At 67.5% G+C, this 18,117-nt stretch carries 17 protein-coding genes and 1 tRNA gene; 8 read left to right on the forward strand and 10 right to left on the reverse strand.

The genetic code is table 11. The annotated features are described in order from the left end of the window. Positions 1 to 76 precede the first annotated feature (76 nt). From dxs to ACCQ13_RS09690, 5 genes are all read right to left on the reverse strand, one after another. Positions 77 to 1,993 (reverse strand): 1-deoxy-D-xylulose-5-phosphate synthase, encoded by a 1,917-nt coding sequence (dxs, locus tag ACCQ13_RS09670; RefSeq protein ID WP_159407971.1) that lies wholly within the window; start codon positions 1,991 to 1,993, stop codon positions 77 to 79. 333 nt (positions 1,994 to 2,326) lie between these two features. Continuing rightward, positions 2,327 to 2,983, reverse strand: coding sequence for an HNH endonuclease (locus tag ACCQ13_RS09675; protein ID WP_159407103.1), 657 nt, complete (start codon positions 2,981 to 2,983; stop codon positions 2,327 to 2,329). 226 nt (positions 2,984 to 3,209) lie between these two features. After that, positions 3,210 to 5,003: an acyl-CoA dehydrogenase C-terminal domain-containing protein gene (locus ACCQ13_RS09680; protein ID WP_159407104.1), complete on the reverse strand. Its 1,794-nt coding sequence runs from the start codon at positions 5,001 to 5,003 to the stop codon at positions 3,210 to 3,212. Between the two features lie 38 nt (positions 5,004 to 5,041). After that, on the reverse strand, positions 5,042 to 5,518 hold the full coding sequence (locus ACCQ13_RS09685; RefSeq protein WP_104602806.1) for an LEA/WHy family protein: 477 nt from the start codon (positions 5,516 to 5,518) through the stop codon (positions 5,042 to 5,044). 88 nt (positions 5,519 to 5,606) lie between these two features. Continuing rightward, positions 5,607 to 6,143: a lipocalin family protein gene (locus ACCQ13_RS09690; protein ID WP_104602770.1), complete on the reverse strand. Its 537-nt coding sequence runs from the start codon at positions 6,141 to 6,143 to the stop codon at positions 5,607 to 5,609. Between the two features lie 178 nt (positions 6,144 to 6,321). Here ACCQ13_RS09690 and ACCQ13_RS09695 point away from each other — a divergent pair. The 3 genes from ACCQ13_RS09695 (at position 6,322) to ACCQ13_RS09705 (ending at position 8,738) form a co-directional block, all read left to right on the forward strand. Further along, positions 6,322 to 6,397, forward strand: a tRNA-Phe gene (locus ACCQ13_RS09695). Positions 6,398 to 6,666: 269 nt separating this feature from the next. After that, entirely contained in the window at positions 6,667 to 6,942 is a 276-nt protein-coding gene (locus tag ACCQ13_RS09700; RefSeq protein WP_159407105.1) for a hypothetical protein, read from the forward strand. 170 nt (positions 6,943 to 7,112) lie between these two features. Continuing rightward, positions 7,113 to 8,738 (forward strand): hybrid sensor histidine kinase/response regulator, encoded by a 1,626-nt coding sequence (locus ACCQ13_RS09705; RefSeq protein ID WP_159407106.1) that lies wholly within the window; start codon positions 7,113 to 7,115, stop codon positions 8,736 to 8,738. 125 nt (positions 8,739 to 8,863) lie between these two features. On the opposite strand, the gene ACCQ13_RS09710 is transcribed toward ACCQ13_RS09705, so the two are convergent. The 5 genes from ACCQ13_RS09710 to ACCQ13_RS09730 form a co-directional block, all read right to left on the reverse strand. After that, positions 8,864 to 9,142, reverse strand: coding sequence for an oxidative damage protection protein (locus tag ACCQ13_RS09710; protein WP_104602767.1), 279 nt, complete (start codon positions 9,140 to 9,142; stop codon positions 8,864 to 8,866). A gap of 19 nt (positions 9,143 to 9,161) precedes the next feature. Further along, a complete protein-coding gene (gene mutY / locus ACCQ13_RS09715; RefSeq protein WP_104602766.1) occupies positions 9,162 to 10,235 on the reverse strand; it encodes an A/G-specific adenine glycosylase in 1,074 nt (357 codons plus the stop codon). A gap of 62 nt (positions 10,236 to 10,297) precedes the next feature. Further along, positions 10,298 to 10,531, reverse strand: a complete 234-nt coding sequence (locus tag ACCQ13_RS09720) for a hypothetical protein (RefSeq protein ID WP_223214439.1) — start codon at positions 10,529 to 10,531, stop codon at positions 10,298 to 10,300. A 31-nt stretch (positions 10,532 to 10,562) separates the two neighbouring features. Continuing rightward, positions 10,563 to 12,221: a signal recognition particle-docking protein FtsY gene (gene ftsY / locus ACCQ13_RS09725; protein ID WP_159407108.1), complete on the reverse strand. Its 1,659-nt coding sequence runs from the start codon at positions 12,219 to 12,221 to the stop codon at positions 10,563 to 10,565. A gap of 286 nt (positions 12,222 to 12,507) precedes the next feature. Continuing rightward, a complete protein-coding gene (locus tag ACCQ13_RS09730) occupies positions 12,508 to 13,215 on the reverse strand; it encodes an AraC family transcriptional regulator (protein ID WP_159407109.1) in 708 nt (235 codons plus the stop codon). A 170-nt stretch (positions 13,216 to 13,385) separates the two neighbouring features. Between ACCQ13_RS09730 and ACCQ13_RS09735 the strand changes: the two genes are divergently transcribed. Genes ACCQ13_RS09735 through ACCQ13_RS09755 form a run of 5 tightly spaced genes read left to right on the forward strand, consistent with a single transcriptional unit; the run spans position 13,386 to position 18,015 of the window. Continuing rightward, complete coding sequence (locus ACCQ13_RS09735; RefSeq protein WP_159407110.1) at positions 13,386 to 14,324, forward strand: proline racemase family protein; 939 nt, start codon at positions 13,386 to 13,388, stop codon at positions 14,322 to 14,324. Beyond that, entirely contained in the window at positions 14,324 to 15,562 is a 1,239-nt protein-coding gene (locus tag ACCQ13_RS09740) for an NAD(P)/FAD-dependent oxidoreductase (protein WP_159407111.1), read from the forward strand. The genes ACCQ13_RS09735 and ACCQ13_RS09740 overlap by 1 nt, the downstream gene beginning before the upstream one ends. Continuing rightward, a complete protein-coding gene (locus tag ACCQ13_RS09745) occupies positions 15,559 to 15,804 on the forward strand; it encodes a 2Fe-2S iron-sulfur cluster-binding protein (protein ID WP_159407112.1) in 246 nt (81 codons plus the stop codon). Before ACCQ13_RS09740 ends, ACCQ13_RS09745 begins: the two co-directional genes overlap by 4 nt. Next, entirely contained in the window at positions 15,797 to 17,110 is a 1,314-nt protein-coding gene (locus tag ACCQ13_RS09750) for an NAD(P)/FAD-dependent oxidoreductase (protein WP_159407113.1), read from the forward strand. Before ACCQ13_RS09745 ends, ACCQ13_RS09750 begins: the two co-directional genes overlap by 8 nt. Beyond that, on the forward strand, positions 17,107 to 18,015 hold the full coding sequence (locus ACCQ13_RS09755; protein ID WP_104602758.1) for a dihydrodipicolinate synthase family protein: 909 nt from the start codon (positions 17,107 to 17,109) through the stop codon (positions 18,013 to 18,015). Before ACCQ13_RS09750 ends, ACCQ13_RS09755 begins: the two co-directional genes overlap by 4 nt. Positions 18,016 to 18,117: the final 102 nt, after the last annotated feature.

The following is an 18,117-nucleotide window of genomic DNA, read 5'->3' on the forward strand; positions in this document are numbered from 1 at the left end:
GCCTACGCAAGGCGTCTGCCGGTTCCTGTGCAACGGCCACTCCTCAATGGTTGCGGCGTGGCGTTGTCAGATGAATTCAGCCCGCTGCGGCATTCAACGCCGGTGCGCTGGTGGCCATCAGCTGCGGCCAGCGCTTGAGCACGGCGGTGCGGATGCCGACCTGGTCGATACCGGCTTCGGCCAGCAGGTCTTCGCGGCTGGCGTGGTGCTGGAAGCTGTCCGGCAGGCCCAGGTGCAGCATGGGCATGGTGATGGCTTCGGCGTTGAGCAGCTCTGACACGCCAGAGCCTGCGCCGCCGGCCACCACGTTGTCTTCGATGGTGACGAAGCCGTCGTGGGTCCGGGCAAGCTCCAGCAGCATTGCCTTGTCCAGCGGTTTGACGAAGCGCATGTTGACCACGGTGAGGCCGAGTTCGCGGCCCACCGCCTCGGCAGCGTCCACGCACGCGCCAAAGCCCAGCAGGGCCAGACGGGTGCCGCTGTGGCGCAGCTGCGCCTTGCCGATCGGCAAGGTGGCCAGCGCGGCATCCAGCGCCACGCCTGGGCCGGTGCCACGCGGGTAGCGCACCGCGGCCGGGCCTGCGTAGTGCACGCCGGTGCTCAGCATCTGGCGGCATTCGGCTTCGTCGGCAGGTGCCATCACCACCATGTGCGGCACGCAGCGCAGGAAGCTCAGGTCCAGATTGCCGGCATGGGTGGCGCCATCCGGGCCGACCACGCCGCCGCGGTCGATCGCGAACAGCACGTCCAGCTGCTGCACCGCCACGTCGTGCACCAGCTGGTCGTAGCCGCGCTGCAGGAACGTCGAATAGATCGCCACCACCGGCTTGGCGCCCTGGGTTGCCATGCCGGCGGCCAGCGTCACTGCATGCTGTTCGGCAATGGCCACATCGAAGTAACGCTGCGGATACTCCTTGCTGAAACGCACCAGCCCGGAGCCTTCGCGCATTGCCGGGGTGATGACCAGCAGCCTGGGTTCGGCAGCGGCCATGTCGCAGACCCAGTCGCTGAAGACATCGGTATAGGTGGGCTTCTTGGCGCCGGTCTTGGCGACCAGGCCCTTGCTCGGGTCGAACGGGCCGACCGCGTGATACCCGATCTGGTCGCCTTCGGCCAGCTCGTAGCCCTTGCCCTTGGTGGTGATGACGTGCAGCAGCTGCGGGCCCTTGAGGGTCTTGAGCGTCTTCAGCGCGCCGACCAGGCCGGGCAGGTCATGGCCATCGATGGGGCCGGTGTAGTGGAAGCCCATTTCCTCGAACAGCGTGGACGGCACGAACATGCCCTTCCAGTGTTCTTCCCAACGCCGCACGAAGCGCGCGGTGGGGTTGTTCTTCTTGTCGCCGAGGATCTTCTTGCCGCCCTCGCGGATGGCGTTGAGGGTGCGGCTGCCGCTGGCACGGCCGAGCATCTTGGTCAGCCCGCCCACCGCTTCGGAGATCGACATGCGGTTGTCGTTGAGGATCACGAGCAGGTTCGGCTCCGGATCCATGCCACCGGCATGGTTGAGCGCCTCGTAGACCATGCCGGCAGTCATCGCCCCGTCGCCGATCACCGCCACCACCTTGCGGTCGTCGCCATTGCGCTGCGCGGCGATCGCCATGCCGAGCGCGGCCGAGATCGAGGTGGACGAATGGCCAACGCCAAAGGTGTCGTAGATGCTCTCTTCGCGCTTGGGAAACGGCGCCACGCCGTCCTTTTGCTTGACCGTGTGGATCTGGTCGCGCCGCCCGGTGAGGATCTTGTGCGGATAGGTCTGATGCCCGACGTCCCACACCAGCTGATCGACCGGGGTCTGGTAAAGATAGTGCAGGGCCACGGTGAGTTCGATCACGCCCAGGCCAGCGGCGAAGTGCCCGCCGCTCTTACCCACCGATTCAATGAGGTAGGCGCGCAGCTCCTCGGCAATGGACGCAAGTTCGGCCTCGTCGAAGTGGCGCAGGTCGTCGGGGGTCTGAATGCGCGACAGGCGCGGGTAGCGGGTGGAGTCGATCATCATCGTGTCAATATTCTGAAGCCGTATTGTCCTCCCCATGCGAAGGCCCGGCAAGCAAACCGGTTCAGCTATCGGCGGATGCTGAGGACCGTACGGCCCACTGTTGCTGGCCTGCGTTGCGCGCGCAGGCGCCTGCGGCAATCTGCCGCACCATTACTTGTCGGGGCGCGTCAGAGGATGGTTTGCATGCACACCGGATTGCCGCAGGAACGGTGAACGGCGGGTTGCCCAGGTCGGGCCGCGAACAAGGTGACTGGCCGGCCGTCTGCCCCGATGCGGTGATCGGGCGGGCAGGCGCAGCCACCCGCCGCGCGGGCAACGCCAGTGCAATGGCTACAGCGATAGCTTGGAGCGCTTGGGCAGCTGCGCGCGCAGGAACGCCATCTGGTCGGACAGAATGTTGCGGTTGGACAGGATCAGGTGCTCGATCCAGCTCGGCCGGTAGGGCACCGCCAGCAATGGCATCTGCGCCTGCTGCGGAGTGCGGTTGGCCTTGCGCGAATTGCACTGGAAGCAGGCGGTGACCACGTTCTCCCAGGTGTCGCGCCCGCCCTTGGAGACCGGCATCACATGGTCGCGGGTCAGGTGTGGGCGGCTGAAATGCTGGCCGCAGTACATGCACAACTGCGCATCGCGCGCGAACAGGGCGGTATTGCTGAGCGTGGGCGTGGGGTCCAGCGCACGCGAGCGGGCGTGGCCGCGTGCGGCGATGATGGGGTGCAGCGCCAGCGTGCTGCGTTCGCCGGTCAACCGCGAAATGCCGCCGTGGATCTGCATGCACGGCTCGCCCAAGGTCCAGGACACCGCGTCGCGGGCATACAGGCAGGCGGCGTCCTGCCAGTTGATCCAGTCCAGTACCCGGCCATGCGCATCGAGCGAGAGCAGGCGGAGGGAGGGCAGTTGCTGGATTGCAGCGACAGCGTTGCCCGCGACCGGGGCAGGGCTGCCTCCGGGGACGATCACATCACCTACGTGCGTGTCTGTCTCCATCGGGAAAACAGCTTATACCCGATCGTTGACAGTTTGTGTATCGCAGCGAACGGCTTTGGCGCGTGTCTTGCGGTCAGTGGCTCAGCCAGTAGTGACCTGGCCGCGTTGATGGCTTTGGTGACTCGTAGGAGCGCACCCGGGCGCGAGGCTTTACCGATCGATATGGCCCTTGTCGCGGCCAGGTCCGCTCCTACGACAGCGGCAGCGCCCGCCATGCTGATGTCGCTCAGGCTTCGCCGAACAGCGCTGCGTCCAGCGACATCAGTGGTGCGGCGCCGCTGCGGAGGGTGGCGGCATGGGTCAGCGTACGCGGCAGGATACGCGCGAAATAGAAACGTGCCGTCTCGCGCTTGGCATGCTTGAAATCGTCGCCATGCGCGGAGGCATCGGCGGCGGCCACGCTGCGCGCCCACCAGTAGGCCAGCACCACGTAGCCGGAATAGAACAGATAGTCGTAGCTGGCCGCGCCCAGTTCGTCGGGGTTGCGTGCGGCACGATCGAGTACGTCGCGGGTCAGCATGGCCCATTCGCTGGCCTTGTCGCGCAGCGGCTTGATGAACTCGGCCAGTGCCGCGTTGCCCTCCTGCGCCTTGGCGAACGTGTCCACCTCGGCCAGGAACAACTTGAGCCCGGCGGCCTGGCTGGCGGCGGTCTTGCGGCCGATCAGGTCCAGCGCCTGGATGCCGGTAGTGCCTTCGTAGATGGTGGTGATGCGGGCATCGCGGGCCAGTTGCTCCATGCCGTATTCGCGGATGTAGCCGTGGCCGCCGAAGCACTGCAGGGCGTGGTAGGTATTCTCGATCGACCATTCGGTCTGGCAGGCCTTGGAGATCGGGGTGAGGAAGCTCACCAAGGTCTCGGCATCATGGCGTTCCTGCGCGCTGGCGCCACGGTGGGCCAGATCGACCAGGCTGGCCGCGTGCAGTGCCAGCAAGCGGCTGCCTTCGGTCAGCGACTTGATGGTCAGCAGCATGCGGCGCACGTCCGGGTGCACGATGATCGGGTCGGCCGGCTTGTCGGGTGCCTTGGCGCCGCTGAGCGCACGCGACTGCAACCGCTCGCGGGTGTAGCGCAAGGCGTTCTGGTAGGCCCGCTCGGACAGGCCGACACCCTGCAAACCCACGCTCAGGCGCGCGGTATTCATCATGGTAAACATCGCCTGCAGGCCCTTGTGCGGCTGCCCGACCAGATAGCCCTGGGCGCCCTCGAAGTTCATCACGCAGGTCACCGAACCCTTGATTCCCATTTTGTGCTCGATGGAACCGCAATGCAGCGCATTACGCTCGCCCACCGTGCCATCGCGGTCCACCTTGAACTTGGGAGTGACGAACAGCGAGATGCCTTTGGCGCCGGCCGGGGCGTCGGGCAGCTTGGCCAGCACCAGATGCACGATGTTGTCGGTGAGGTCGTGTTCGCCGGCAGTGATGAAGATCTTGGTGCCGGTGATGGCGTAGCTGCCGTCGGCAGTGGGCTCGGCGCGGGTCTTGAGCAGGCCCAGGTCGGTGCCGCAATGCGGTTCGGTCAGGCACATGGTGCCGGTCCAGCGGCCGTCGACCAGCGGCTTGAGGAACGCTTCCTGCTGCCAGGCCTCGCCATGCTGGCGCAGCGCCTCGGTGGCGCCATGCGAGAGCAGCGGGAAGTTGCCCCAAGCCAGGTTGGCGGCATTGATCATTTCGTTCAGCGGCACGCCCAGCAGGTGCGGCATGCCCTGGCCACCGAATTCCGGCTCGGCAGTCAGCCCGTTCCAGCCGCCTTCCACGAACTGATCGTAGGCGGCGCGGAAACCGGGCGGGGTGGTCACCGCGTGGGTGCTCTTGTCGAACGCACAGCCGATTTCGTCGCCTACGCTGTTCAGCGGCGCCAGCACCTGGGCGGTGAAGCGGCCGGCTTCTTCCAGTACGGCATCGATGATGTCCGCACTGGCCTCGGTGTAGCCGAGCCGGGCGAACAGGGCTTCGGCGCCGAGCACGTCGTGCAGGGCGAAACGGAAGTCGGTCAGCGGGGCGGTGTAGCTGCTCATGCGGAGTCCTTCGAAGATGGTGCGAGAGGGCGTGCGCGTCAGCGCAGCACGCCGTTGAGGCCGGGGGCCGGGCTGAGCGTGTTGCGCGCTTCCACCGCGAACTCGCGTTGTTTCTTGTCCTGCGGGGTCGCCCAGACGGTGCCCTTGAGGGTGTACGGAAACGAACGGCCACCGGCCAGGACATCGGCCACGGTGAGTCGGCCCAGCGAGGTGGGTTGCAGGCTGACCGTCACCACATCCGCGCTTTCCGGGCCAATGGAGATGCCCACGGCCTGGTCGAGCTTGCCGGCCACCTGGTCGCCGGCGGAGATCTCCAGTACCACGCGTTCGAACTGCATCGGAATGCTGCTGTAGTTCTGCAGGCGCAGCTCCAGCGACCACGACCCGTCCGCGCGCACGGTCAGTTGCTGGATGCGGGCAGCCGGTTCGGAGACGCGGCGGACCTGGCCGCCGCAAGCACTCAACAGCAGGCCGCAGGTCAACGACACGATCAGGAGGCGATAGGCACGGCGCATGCGGCAGAAATCCTTGGCGGCTTGGGCGGCACCAAGAATACTACGCAGTCCGTGCATCGCCGCGCCGCTGCGCGGCGGATTGCCGGCATTACTGCAACGGTGCGGCCACGATCAGCGGCGACAGGTCGTAGCCCATCTGTGTGGCCTGCGCCTTGAGTTGCTCGAATCGGGCGCGCGACATCTGCGGCGAGCGCGACAGAATCCACAGGTAGTTGCGGTCCGGCTCGCCGACCACTGCCCATTGATAGTCTGGATCGAGGGCGATCACCCAGTAGTCGGCCCATACCAGCGGCAACCAGCTCAGCCATTCCGGGGCGAAGCGCACCTGCAGCTGGCCGGGTTGGCCCTGCACCGGGCGCGCCACGCCGTCGGCCTGCGCCAGCGCGCCGTCGGCGGTTCGGCAAGCGTTGCGCACGCCGATCAGGCCATCGTCGCGCAGCGTGTAGCTGGCGGTGATGTCGCTGCGGCATTTCTTCTGGAACGACACCGGCAGGTGCGCGATCTCATGCCACTGCCCGGCGTAGCGCGACAGATCCAGCTGAGGTACGGCACGCACCGGCTGCTGCGCGAGTGCCGTCACAGGCAGCAGGACGAGGCATGACAACAGCAGGCGGGGCAGGTGCATGGCGATCTCCGGTGGATGCGCGCAGGCTAGGCCATGGCCCCGGCTGTGCGGCGTGAACTGGTGCAATGCACCCGTGGCGGTGGCGGCTTGCAGCGGAGTTGGTCACAACGCTTGCTCAAACCGCGCCTGCTCGCTATGATGCGCCTCCTCGCAACGCAGGCAGCATTGTTGCGATAGTGGCCGAGTAGCTCAGTTGGTAGAGCAGGGGATTGAAAATCCCCGTGTCGGCGGTTCGATTCCGTCCTCGGCCACCATTTTCAAGTATTGCAGCGCAGGCGTTCCGCCCCTTCTGTGCGCTGTTGATCCCAACGTCTTCGGATTGATGTGAGCCGACCCTGCACCTGGTGCCGGAAGATCGGTCTGCCGTTGTTCCTGGCTGCGTGCAGGTGGGGAGTGCAGCGCCCCATCGATCGAGTGACCACTAATGCACTACGCGGCGTCATCTGCGAACGCAGGGGGCCTGCGATGGCATCGGCCGCGGCTTGCACGCCTTCTTCAACCGTGGGCGGCGATACTCCTGCCCATGACCCATAAGACGCTTCGACGCACCTTGATCCACGGCTACTGCGGTGAATTCCGCGTGGAGACGATGGAAAGCCAGGCCCCCGAGCAAACCCAGTGGTTCTCGACGGCGTTCATCTACCACCGGGACCGCTCGGCGCCAGTCGCCACGATCGATGGTGCGGGCGAGGGGGACTACCGTGGCGATGCACGCGAACAGGCCTTGAGGGTGGGGTGCTGTCTTGCGGAAGTCCTGGACCCCAAGGAATACCGGACCCTGGAAACGCACGGCGGCTGAGCGCGTACCTTCAACTCAGGTAAGCGGTCATCGCCACGCGTGGCAGTGCCGACGTGATCCGGACGCATCGCGGCTGGTGCCGTATCGAAACGGCGCCAAGGATGTGAGGGAGCGCATCACCGTGCCCCATTAAACTGGCGTCACGGGAATGGTCCCGCGGAGAACAGCACTTGAACGATTCCCGTCATGGACAGCCAGGGTCGCCCGTTATCAGCGACACGCGCGGCCTGCCGGTGGAGGCGCCTCGCTCGGATATTTTTTTCGCTGCGGTGGAAACCACGCGGATGCCGATGACGGTGACCGATCCACACCTGCCGGACAATCCGATCGTGTTCGCCAACCGTGCCTTCCTGGAAATGACCGGGTATTCGGCCGAAGAGATCATCGGCAGCAATTGCCGGTTCCTGCAGGGGCCGGAAACCGATCCGGCCAGCGTGCAGGACGTGCGCGAGTCGATCGCAAACCGCCGTGAATTTGCCACCGAGGTGTTGAACTACCGCAAGGACGGCTCCTCGTTCTGGAATGCGCTGTTCATCTCGCCGGTGTTCGACCAGCACGGCAATCTGGTGTACTTCTTCGGCTCGCAGCTGGACGTGAGCCGCCGCCGCGATGCGGAGGATGCGCTGCGCCAGGCGCAGAAGATGGAAGCGTTGGGGCAGTTGACCGGCGGCATTGCGCACGATTTCAATAATCTGCTGCAGGTGATGTCCGGGCATCTGGAAGTGATCCAGATGCTGGCCGCCAGCAATGCCTCGGGGAGTGCCGAGCGCATCGCGCTCAGCGCCGAACATGCGGCCACCGCCGCGACCAAGGCGGCAACGCTGACCCAGCAATTGCTGGCGTTCTCGCGCAAGCAGAAATTGCGCGGGCGGGTGGTCAATCTCAATGGGCTGGTGTCGGGCATGACCAACATGGCCGAGCGCGCGTTGGGGGGCGGCATCAGCTTGCGGCAGGCACTGGAGGAGGGCCTGTGGAACTGCCAGATCGACACCACCCAGGCGGAGGTCGCGCTGTTGAATGTGCTCATCAATGCGCGCGATGCGATGGCGCGGTCCGAGCGCAAGGAAGTGACGGTGCAGACCCAGAACGTGGAGATCACCAATCATGATCTTGCGATGTACCACCAGCTGGCGCCCGGCCGCTACGTGAGCATCGCGGTCAGCGATACCGGCACGGGGATGTCAGCGGAGATCGCCAGCCGGGTCATGGAGCCGTTCTTCACCACCAAGGAAGAGGGCCAGGGCACCGGATTGGGGCTGTCGATGGTATACGGCTTCGTCAAGCAGTCCGGCGGCACCGTGCGCATCTACAGCGAGGTGGACGAGGGCACCACCGTGCGCCTGTATTTTCCTGCCTCCGACGAGTTCGAGAACGACCTGCAGGCGGTCAAGGCACGTTCGATCGACAAGGGTGGCAGCGAAACCATCCTGGTGGTGGAAGACAAACAGGACGTGGCCGTGGTGGCGCGGATGTTCCTGGAGAACGCCGGCTATCGGGTCTTTTCGGCAGCGAGTGGGCGCGAGGCGGTGGAGCTGCTGGAACAGCATCCGGAGGTGGATGCCCTGTTCACCGACCTCATCATGCCCGGCGGCATGAACGGTGTAATGCTGGCCCGCGAGGCGCGGCGCATGCTGCCGCGAATCAAGGTGCTGCTGACCACGGGTTATGCCGATGCCAGCATCCAGCGTACCGACGTGGGTGGGGCGGAATTTGACGTCGTCAACAAGCCCTACACGCAGAAGGAATTGCTCAAGCGCATCCGCATGCTGCTGGACGGACCGACCGGAGTAGGGTGAGCCCGCAGGCGGCCGTGCGCGACATGGTGGATTGCCGGTGCGGCTAAGTCACCGCGTTGCGTGGTCTTCGTTGACGCTGTTGCGATTCCCGATTCCCGATTCCCGATTCCCGATTCCCGGCAAGCCTATTGCTCGTCCAACGGCGCGACATAGCCTTCGGGCTTCTCGGCGTTGCGCTCGAACAGGAACTTTTGCAGCTCGCTTTCGAGGAATGCGCGATGCTTGGGGTCGCGTGGCGAGAGCCGGTTCTCGTTAATCAGCATGGTCTGGTGCGCCAGCCATGCCTGCCAGGCAGTCTTGCCGATCTGCGCGAACACGCGCTGGCCCAGTTCGCCAGGGTAGGGCACAAAATCCAGGCCTTCGGTCTCGCATTGCTGGTACTGGCAGAACACGGTGCGGGACATGCGGTTTCCTTCGAAGCGATTAGAGCGAGTCGAGCAGCTTGCGGATCGGTGCCGGCAGGCCCAGCGAGGCGAGATCGGCGCGTGCCACCCAACGCAGGTCTTCATTGTCGCGCACCGCCGCGCGCAGTGCGACCTTGCGCAGGCGCAAGGGCTGCAGGTGCAGGCGGTAATGGCTGAAGGTGTGCACCAGTGGCGGCAGTTCGTCGGCGCGCGCGTAGTTGCCGTCGATGTGGCTGGCGAACCAGGCGCGCAAGCCGCTGTCGGTCTCGGCCTGCGGCAGCGTCCAGAGCGAGGCCCAGATGCCGGTGGGCGGGCGGCGCTGCAGCAGGATCTCGCCCTGCGTGTTTTCCAGCAGCAGCGCAGTGGCTTCGCGCTCGGGCAACACCTTCCCCGGTTTGGGCGTGGGCAATGCATCCACCCGCCCTTCGCGGCGCGCGACGCAGGCCTGCTGCAGTGGGCACACGATGCAGGCCGGCCGGGCGCGCGTGCACAAGGTGGCGCCGAAATCCATCTGCGCCTGGGTGTAGTCGGCCAGGCGGCCGGCCGGCACCTGCGCGACATGCGTGGCCGCCAGCTGCCATAGCTGCTTGTCCACCACTGGCAGCCCGGGATAGCCGGCAATGCCGTGGAAGCGCGTCAATACGCGTTTGACGTTGCCGTCCATGATCGGAAAACGGTCGTTCCAGGCCTGGCTGAGGATCGCGCCGGCGGTGCTGCGGCCGATGCCGGGCAGCGCGAGCAGTGCGTCAAAGTCGCGCGGCAGCTCGCCTCCGTGCAAGGCCACGCATTGCCGGGCGGCGGCGTGCAGGTTGCGCGCCCGCGCGTAGTAGCCCAGCCCGGCCCAGTGCGCCATGACGCTGTCGTTGTCGGCGGCGGCCAGGTCGGTCAGGGTCGGGAAGCGCGCAACGAATTTCTGGAAGTACGGGATGACCACTGCAACCTGGGTCTGCTGCAGCATGATTTCCGACAACCAGACCCGGTACGGTGCACGCGGATGCTGCCAGGGCAGCTCGTGGCGGCCGTGGCCGTCGAACCAGTGCAGCAACGAAGCGACGAAGGCGTCAGCGGGGGGAGCGGCAGGATCTGCGGGCATGAGGTCTGCTGGCAAGGAGAGGGGCGATTGCGGAGCGGGTGCCCGGTCGACGGCGTCCCCGATCAGTGCAGCGGAAACGCGAGGACGATCAGGCACTGTTCGCAGAAGAAACCTTCATCGCCCTGCCAGTGCGGTGCCGTCGGTGCATGGTAGTCGGTGACTGGCCCATCGGCGTGTCGAGGCGCGCGCAGCGCCGCAGGCAACCGTTGCGAAAAGTGCAGCACGCGTTTGGCGCGCGACCACCCGCTCGATATCTCCTGCACCGTGCAACCTGCCTGCAGCACCAGTGCGTACACGGGCTGCAGGTGCGGGCAGGCGTCTTGCCACTCAGCCGCCCAATGCGTCGGGCAACAGGGCATCCACGAACGCCACCGGATCGAATACGCGCAGGTCTTCGGGGCGTTCGCCGATGCCGGCAAAGCGGATCGGGATGTTGAATTCGCGCGCCAGCGCGAACACCACGCCGCCCTTGGCGGTGCCATCGAGCTTGGTCACTACCAGGCCGGTGACGCCGACCGCGGCATGGAACTGGCGCAGCTGCGAAATGGCGTTCTGGCCGGTGGTGCCGTCGATGACCATCAGCACTTCGTGCGGGGCGGCGGCGTCGATCTTGCCGAGCACGCGGCGGATCTTGCCCAGTTCGTTCATCAACCCGGTCTGGGTGTGCAGGCGGCCGGCGGTGTCGGCGATCAACACATCCGTGCCGCGTGCCTTGGCAGCCTGCAGCGCATCGAAGGCCACCGAAGCCGCATCGGCATTCTGCCCCTGGGCGATCACCGCCACGCCGTTGCGGTCGCCCCAGGCCTGCAGCTGAGCGACCGCGGCGGCGCGGAAGGTGTCGCCGGCGGCCAGCATCAGGCTGTGGCCTTCGTCCTTGAAGCGCTTGGCGAGCTTGCCGATGGTGGTGGTCTTGCCGACGCCGTTGACGCCGACGGTGAGCACCACGAACGGCTTGAGCGAGCGGTCGATCACCAGCGGCCTGGAGACCGGCTGCAGCAGCGCGATCAAGTCGGCGCGCAAGGCCTTCAACATGGCCTGGGCGTCGGCGAATTCGCGCGACTTCATGCGCTTGCGCAGGCCTTCGACCAACGCGGTGGTGGCGCCGATGCCGACGTCGGCGGTAATCAGCGCGGTCTCGATCTCGTCGAGCAGGTCGTCGTCGAGCTTGGGGTTGCGCGAGAACAGGCCGCCGAAGCTGCGCGCGAAGCTGCTGTTGCGCAGCCGCTCGCGCCACCCGGGTTTGCCGGCCGGGGCAGCGGGCAGGGCGTCGTGCCGGCCGACGATGCTGTCGCTGTCCTGCGTGGCCGGCGCCGGGCTGCTGACGATGGCCGGCGCAGTGACCACCGGCGTGGCGCTCGCCGCAGTGGCGGCCCCAGACGATGGGGGGAGCGCCGCTGGCGCGCTGGCCGGCGTGGCGGCAACTGACGGGATGGCCGAAGGAGCCGCAGCACCGGGCACCGCAACCGACGGCGCGTTGACCGGTGCTGGCGTTTGCGGTTGCGCGGCTGGCGCAGGCGGGGGCGTGCCCGCGGGCAGCGCGGGCGCGCTTTGCGTCTGCACGACTACCTGCGGAACCACCACCGGCGTCGGTGCGACGGGCGCGGCGGGCGGCGCCAGATCCGGCAATGCCTGCAAGGCAGAAGGTGCAGGCGCCGCAGGCGGCGTTGCTGCACTGGGCACCCCGGCGATGCTCTGTGCCTGCCCGGTGCGGGTCGCGATGTCGCGCGCAAGCTGGTCGGCCGGAAGAATGGCCGGTGCGGCAACGCCTGTTGACGGCGCCGGGGATTGGTTGGGTGTGGGTGTTACCGCTGCCTCGCCGGCAGGCGCTGTGCCAGGTTGCGCAGGCCGCGTGGCCTCGGTGGGCGATGTGGAGGGGGCAGTCGCCGGCGCGGTGGGGAATGCGGCTGCCAGTTCTTCCAGGCTGAAACGCGAGGTGCGCGCGCTATCGGGCGGAGTTGGCTTGTTGCGGCGGAAAAAGCTGGCCATTGGCAACGCAGTAGGGGAAACCCGGGAGTCTACCATTGGGGTGTCGGCCGCCCCTGACGCGGTCTTCAGTCCCTGTTGCTTGCACGCTGGCCGAAGGCTGCCAGGATGTCATGGTCATGCTGCCGAATTCTGCATTTGTGGCAGGAATGTGTCAGTGCGCGCCGGCGGGTTGGAGGTAGCGATGAGGGTGCGCAGCACTGGCGAAGCCACCCGCCTCGCGCGCGCGCGGTGGCAGCCACGCAGTTGGCGATGCTGCGTGGCTACACTGTTCTGCGGGGCGTTGTGCCTAAAGCTGGCCCTTGAGCGAGCGGTAGTCGCGCGGGGTCATGCCGACGGTGGCCTTGAACTGGCGTGCAAATGCACTCTGGTCGGCGAAGCCGCAGCGCTGCCCGATGCTGGCGATGCTGTCGTCGCCGTACAGCAGCCGCATCGCCGACTCGATGCGCAGCTTGGTCAGTAACTGCTGCGGGGTGACCTGGAACACGCGGCGGAAATGGCGTTCCAGCTGCGCCACCGACAGGCCGGCCAGATCGGCCAGCGCCTGCACGCGCAGGTTGTCGCCGAAGTTGGCATGCATGTGCTCCATCACATGGCTCAGGCGTTCGTAGGCCGAATGGCGGCTGTCGGGTTGGCCCAGGTCGCGCGAGATGCCGATCACGCCGATCACCTCGTTGGCTTCGCACAACGGGCGCTTGAAGGTCAGGCACCAGCCGGGCAGGCGGTTGGGATAGAGGTGTACTTCCAGCTGGTTGTCGATGACCTCGCCCTGCAGCACGCGGCGGTCCTGCATCATGTAGCTGCCGCCCAGCGGCAGCGGGAACACTTCCAGCGGCGAACGCCCGATGATTTCGCTGCGCAGCTTGCGTCCGAGCCGGCGCACCAGGGTGAGATTGCAGTGGGTGTAACGGCCCTGCCCATCCTTGATGAAGAACACCACGTCCGGCAGCGCGTCGAACAACGTCTGCATTTCCAGCGCGGGAAGATTGAGGTCCATCAGGGTCCTGGTGGCAGTCGTGGGATGACGGTTGCACGGCCAGTGCAGCCGGCCGTCGATCCTAGCGTAAACGCATGGCGGCGAGACAGTTTGCGCATTGTGCGGATTTCCGCATTTCCAATTCGCATTGCACGCTAGTCGTTGGCGGGCCGGCAATGGGAGCATGCGCCATGCACACACTAGACGTGATCGACTCGCATACCGCCGGCGAACCCACCCGGGTGGTGCTTTCCGGCTTCCCCGACCTGGGCGAAGGCGGCTTGGCGCAGTGTCGCGAGCGCTTTGGCCGCGACTTCGATCGCTGGCGCAGCGCCATCGCCTGCGAGCCGCGCGGTTCGGACACCATGGTCGGCGCCCTGTTGCTGCCGCCGCGCGACCGCAGCGCCTGCACCGGGGTGATCTTCTTCAACAACGTGGGCTACCTGGGGATGTGCGGGCACGGCACCATCGGGGTGGTGCGCACGCTGGCGGAACTGGGGCGGATCGCACCGGGGCAGCATCGCATCGAAACCCCGGTCGGGACCGTGGGCGTGGAACTGGGCGCCGACGGCACGGTGTGGGTGGACAACGTCGAGAGTTACCGCGCCGCCACCGGAGTGGAGGTGGACGTGCCGGGCCATGGGCGGGTGCGCGGCGACGTGGCCTGGGGCGGTAACTGGTTCTTCATTACCGAACAGGCGCCGTGCGTGCTCGACCTGGCGCATCAGCGCGAGCTCACCGCGTACACCGAGGCGATCCGGCTGGCGCTGGAAGCGGCCGGGATAACGGGTGAGGCAGGTGGCGAAATCGACCATATCGAAGTCAATGGCGCCGCGCCCGATGGCAGCGGCGTGGCGCGCAATTTCGTGCTGTGCCCGGGGCTGGCCTACGACCGTTCGCCCTGCGGCACCGGCACCAGCGCCAAGCTGGCCTGCCTGGCTGCCGACGGCAAGCTGGGCGAAGGCGAGCGCTGGGTGCAGCAAGGCATTCTGGGGAGTGCCTTCGAGGGCAGTTATCGGTTGAGCGGGCGTGGTATTGCGCCGCGCATCAGTGGGCAGGCGCATCTCACTGCGCGGTCGCAGCTGGTCATCGACCCGGCCGATCCGTTCGCCTGGGGCATCGTGGCCTGATGCACGCCTCGCGGCCCGCGCCTGCGCCTGCAGTGGCCGCGTCGTCGCGTGGTCCTGCACCGGCGACGACTACGCCAGCGGTCGGTGCAGCCCGTGCCGAGTCCGGCACCTCTGCCGCCTCCACCCGGCGCAGCTACGACCTGATTGTGATCGGCGCCGGGATCGTCGGTGCGGCCTGCGCCGAGGCCGCGGCGGAAGCGGGCCTGCGGGTGGCGATCGTGGAGCCGGGGCCGATCGGCGGCGGCTCCACGGCGGCGGCGATGGGCCATCTGGTGGCGATGGACGACGACCCGGCCGAGCTGGCGTTGTCGGCCTATTCGCTGCGCCTGTGGGAGCGCTTTGCCACGCTGAGCGAGGCCGAATTCAGCCGTTGCGGCACGCTGTGGGTGGCCCGCGATGCACGCGAACTGGCGGAGGTGCCGGCCAAGATCGCGCGGCTGGCCGCGGCCGGACTGCAGGCCGAAGCGTTCGACGCGCAGCGGCTGTACGCGCTGGAGCCGCAGCTGGTGCCGGGCCTGGCCGGTGGCATGCGTGTGCCCGACGAAGCGGTGGTGTACCCGCCGCGCGTGGCCCGGTATCTGGTGGAGCTGGCCTGCACGGCGGGCGCGCAGCTGTTCGCTGGCCGCCGCGTGGCGCAGCTGCTGGAGCAGGGCGTGCGCCTGGACGATGGGCAGCACTTGTCCGGGCCGGTGCTGGTGGCCAGTGGCGTGGCGCTGCCGCAGCTGCTGCCAGAGTTGGCCCTGCGCCCGCGCAAGGGCCATCTGGTCATCACCGACCGCCATCCCGGGCTGATCCGGCATCAGTTGCTGGAGCTGGGCTACGCCGATTCGGCGCATGGCGCCGACGACACCAGCGTGGCCTTCAATGTGCAGCCGCGGCCGACCGGGCAGCTGCTGATTGGCTCGTCGCGGCAGTTCGGCGAGCATGATCGCGCGCTGTCGATGCCGGTGCTGCAACGCATGCTGCAACGCGCATTCGCCTACCTGCCGGTGTTGCGCGAGCTGCAGGCAATCCGCGTGTGGACCGGCTTGCGCCCAGCCACGCCGGACGGGCGCCCGTATCTGGGGGCGGTGCCCGGCCGGCGCGATGTCTGGGTGGCGGCAGGGCATGAGGGGCTGGGTGTCACTACGGCGCTGGGGAGCGCACGGGTGATCGTGGACAGCCTGCTCGGGCGCACGCCTGCCATCGACCCGGCGCCGTATGCGCCGGCGCGCGCGGTGCAGGGGCAAGCGGCATGAGCGCGACGGTGCGCCTGCAGGTGAATGCGCAGCCGGTGGAAGTGCTTGCCGGTGCCAGCGTGGCGGCCGCGGTGGCGCAGGCCACCCTGCAATTCAGGCAATCCAGCAGCGGGCAGCCGCGTGCGCCGCTGTGCGGCATGGGCGTGTGTTTCGAATGCCGGGTGCGCATCGACGGGGTTGGCCAGCAACGCGCCTGCCTGGTGGATGCGCGCGAGGGCATGCAGGTGCGCACCGATGGCTGAGCGCGTGTTGCATTTCGATGTGCTGGTGATTGGTGCCGGCCCGGCCGGGCTGGCCGCCGCGCAGGCGGCCGCCGGTCATGGCGTGCGCGTGGGCGTGGTGGACATGCAGCCGCGCGCCGGTGGCCAGGTATGGCGCAACGATGTGCGGCATGGCGCACCGCAGGATGCACGTGCGCTGTTGCAGCAGGTAGGCAACCATGCGGCGATCACGCTGCTGACGCAGACGCAGATCGTGCTGGCGCAGCCGGGCTGGCTGCTGGCCGATAGCCCGGATGGCGCGCTACAGCTGCATTACGCTGCCTTGGTGCTGGCCACCGGTGCACGCGAACTGCTGCTGCCGTTTCCGGGCTGGACGCTGCCTGGTGTCACCGGCGCCGGCGCGGCGCAGGCGCTGGCCAAACAGGGCTGGCCGCTGGCCGGCAAGCGCGTGCTGGTGGCCGGCAGCGGGCCGTTGCTGCTGGCCAGCGCAGCTACCTTGCAGCGGCATGGCGCCACGGTGCTGGGCATTCACGAGCAGGCCTCGGCTGCAGCGGTGCGTGCCTTCGCCGCTCAGTTGTGGCGCTGGCCGGGCAAGGCGGCGCAGGCGGTGGCGCTGCGCTTGCAACTGCATCGCGTCGCATATCGCACCGGCAGCGTGGTGGTGGCCGCACACGGCGATACGCAGCTGCGCGAAGTGGAGCTGGAGGGGCCGGCCGGCCGTTTGCGTGTTGCCTGCGATCAGCTCGCGGTGGGCTACGGCCTGGTCCCCAATACCGAGCTGGCGCAATTGCTGGGCTGCCAACTGGAGGCCTGTGGCGCGCATCGGCAGGTGCAGGTCGATGGCTTGCTGCGGACCAGCGTCACCCAGGTGTTCGCGGCGGGCGAAGCCTGCGGTATCGGCGGGCGCGATTGTGCGCTGGTCGAGGGCGCAATGGCGGGGCACATGGCGGCCGACACGCCCGACGATGCGCTGCGCCTGCAGCCACGCCGACGCGTGGCGCGTGGCTTTGCCACGCTGTTGCAGCAGCGTTTCGCCCTGAATGCGCGCATCCGCACGCTGGCGCAGGCCGACACCCTGGTCTGCCGCTGCGAAGACGTGCCGCTGGCGGCACTGGACACCTTCAACGATGCACGCGACGCCAAGCTGGCATCGCGTTGTGGCATGGGCGCCTGCCAGGGCCGCATCTGTGGCAGCGCGCTGGCCGAACTGGGCCGCTGCCTGCCTGATCTTTCCACCGACGCCGGCCGCCGGCCGCCGTTGTTCCCGGTCCGCCTCGCGGCGCTGGCCGATCCGTTCACTTCCGACTCGCAAGGGAATCATCCATGAGCATTGCTGCGTTCTGGCACGGCGTGTTGCCGGCCATCACCACCCCGTTCACCGCCTCCGGCGACATCGACCACGACTTCCTCGGCAAGCACGCCAACCAGCTGGTGGATGCCGGCTGTACCGCGATCGTGCCGCTGGGCTCGTTGGGCGAAGCGGCCACCTTGAGCGTGGAAGACAAGCTGGCGGTCCTGCGGACCCTGGTGACCGCCTTGAACGGCCGGGTGCCGGTGGTGCCGGGCATCGCCAGCCTGGCGACCGGCGAAGCGGTGGCATTGGCCAAGGCGGCCAAGGAGATCGGCTGCGGCGGATTGATGGTGTTGCCGCCTTACGTGTATTCCACCGATTGGCGCGAGATGGGCGCGCATGTGCGCGCGGTGATCGGCGCGACCGATCTGCCGGTGATCCTGTACAACAACCCGGTGGCCTACAAGACCGATTTCGGCCCGGCGCAGATCGCCGAGCTGGCCAGCGAGTTCCCGAACCTGCAGGCAGTGAAGGAATCTTCCGGCGACGTGCGTCGCTTTGCCGCGCTGCAGGAACTGCTGGGCGACCGCCTGGCGCTGCTGGTGGGCATGGACGATGCCATCGTCGAAGGCCTGAGCATGGGTGCCAAGGGCTGGGTTGCCGGCCTGGTCAATGCCTATCCGACCGAATCGGTGCGCCTGTTCGAGCTGGCGCGCGATGGCGGCTACCCGGCGGCCAGGGAGCTGTACAACTGGTTCCTGCCGCTGCTGCGCCTGGATACCGTGCCGACCTTCGTGCAGTTGATCAAGCTGGTGCAGGCAAAGGTGGGCATGGGGAGCGAGCAGGTGCGTGCGCCGCGTCTGGCGGTGGCCGGCGCCGAGCGCGAGGCGGCGCTGAAGGTGATCGACCATGCCATCGCACATGCGCCCAAGTTGTCGTGATTTTGCAGGCACCATGACGCGGCGCACTGCGACACTCCGCCGGTGCGTCGCATAGGCATGCCGTCGCCTGCATGGCGGGCGTGTCCTGATCGATGCGCAGGC

Origin of the sequence: Xanthomonas sp. NCPPB 1638, assembly GCF_041475635.2 — a bacterium.
Classification (GTDB): Bacteria; Pseudomonadota; Gammaproteobacteria; order Xanthomonadales; family Xanthomonadaceae; genus Xanthomonas; species Xanthomonas cucurbitae.

Bases quoted from the DNA above. Each gene is read 5' to 3' on its own strand.
- dxs (WP_159407971.1), bottom strand. From the start codon at position 1,993: ATGATCGACTCCACCCGCTACCCGCGCCTGTCGCGCATTCAGACCCCC.
- ACCQ13_RS09675 (WP_159407103.1), bottom strand. From the start codon at position 2,983: ATGGAGACAGACACGCACGTAGGTGATGTGATCGTCCCCGGAGGCAGC.
- ACCQ13_RS09680 (WP_159407104.1), bottom strand. From the start codon at position 5,003: ATGAGCAGCTACACCGCCCCGCTGACCGACTTCCGTTTCGCCCTGCAC.
- ACCQ13_RS09685 (WP_104602806.1), bottom strand. From the start codon at position 5,518: ATGCGCCGTGCCTATCGCCTCCTGATCGTGTCGTTGACCTGCGGCCTG.
- ACCQ13_RS09690 (WP_104602770.1), bottom strand. From the start codon at position 6,143: ATGCACCTGCCCCGCCTGCTGTTGTCATGCCTCGTCCTGCTGCCTGTG.
- ACCQ13_RS09700 (WP_159407105.1), top strand. From the start codon at position 6,667: ATGACCCATAAGACGCTTCGACGCACCTTGATCCACGGCTACTGCGGT.
- ACCQ13_RS09710 (WP_104602767.1), bottom strand. From the start codon at position 9,142: ATGTCCCGCACCGTGTTCTGCCAGTACCAGCAATGCGAGACCGAAGGC.
- mutY (WP_104602766.1), bottom strand. From the start codon at position 10,235: ATGCCCGCAGATCCTGCCGCTCCCCCCGCTGACGCCTTCGTCGCTTCG.
- ftsY (WP_159407108.1), bottom strand. From the start codon at position 12,221: ATGGCCAGCTTTTTCCGCCGCAACAAGCCAACTCCGCCCGATAGCGCG.
- ACCQ13_RS09730 (WP_159407109.1), bottom strand. From the start codon at position 13,215: ATGGACCTCAATCTTCCCGCGCTGGAAATGCAGACGTTGTTCGACGCG.
- ACCQ13_RS09735 (WP_159407110.1), top strand. From the start codon at position 13,386: ATGCACACACTAGACGTGATCGACTCGCATACCGCCGGCGAACCCACC.
- ACCQ13_RS09740 (WP_159407111.1), top strand. From the start codon at position 14,324: ATGCACGCCTCGCGGCCCGCGCCTGCGCCTGCAGTGGCCGCGTCGTCG.
- ACCQ13_RS09745 (WP_159407112.1), top strand. From the start codon at position 15,559: ATGAGCGCGACGGTGCGCCTGCAGGTGAATGCGCAGCCGGTGGAAGTG.
- ACCQ13_RS09750 (WP_159407113.1), top strand. From the start codon at position 15,797: ATGGCTGAGCGCGTGTTGCATTTCGATGTGCTGGTGATTGGTGCCGGC.
- ACCQ13_RS09755 (WP_104602758.1), top strand. From the start codon at position 17,107: ATGAGCATTGCTGCGTTCTGGCACGGCGTGTTGCCGGCCATCACCACC.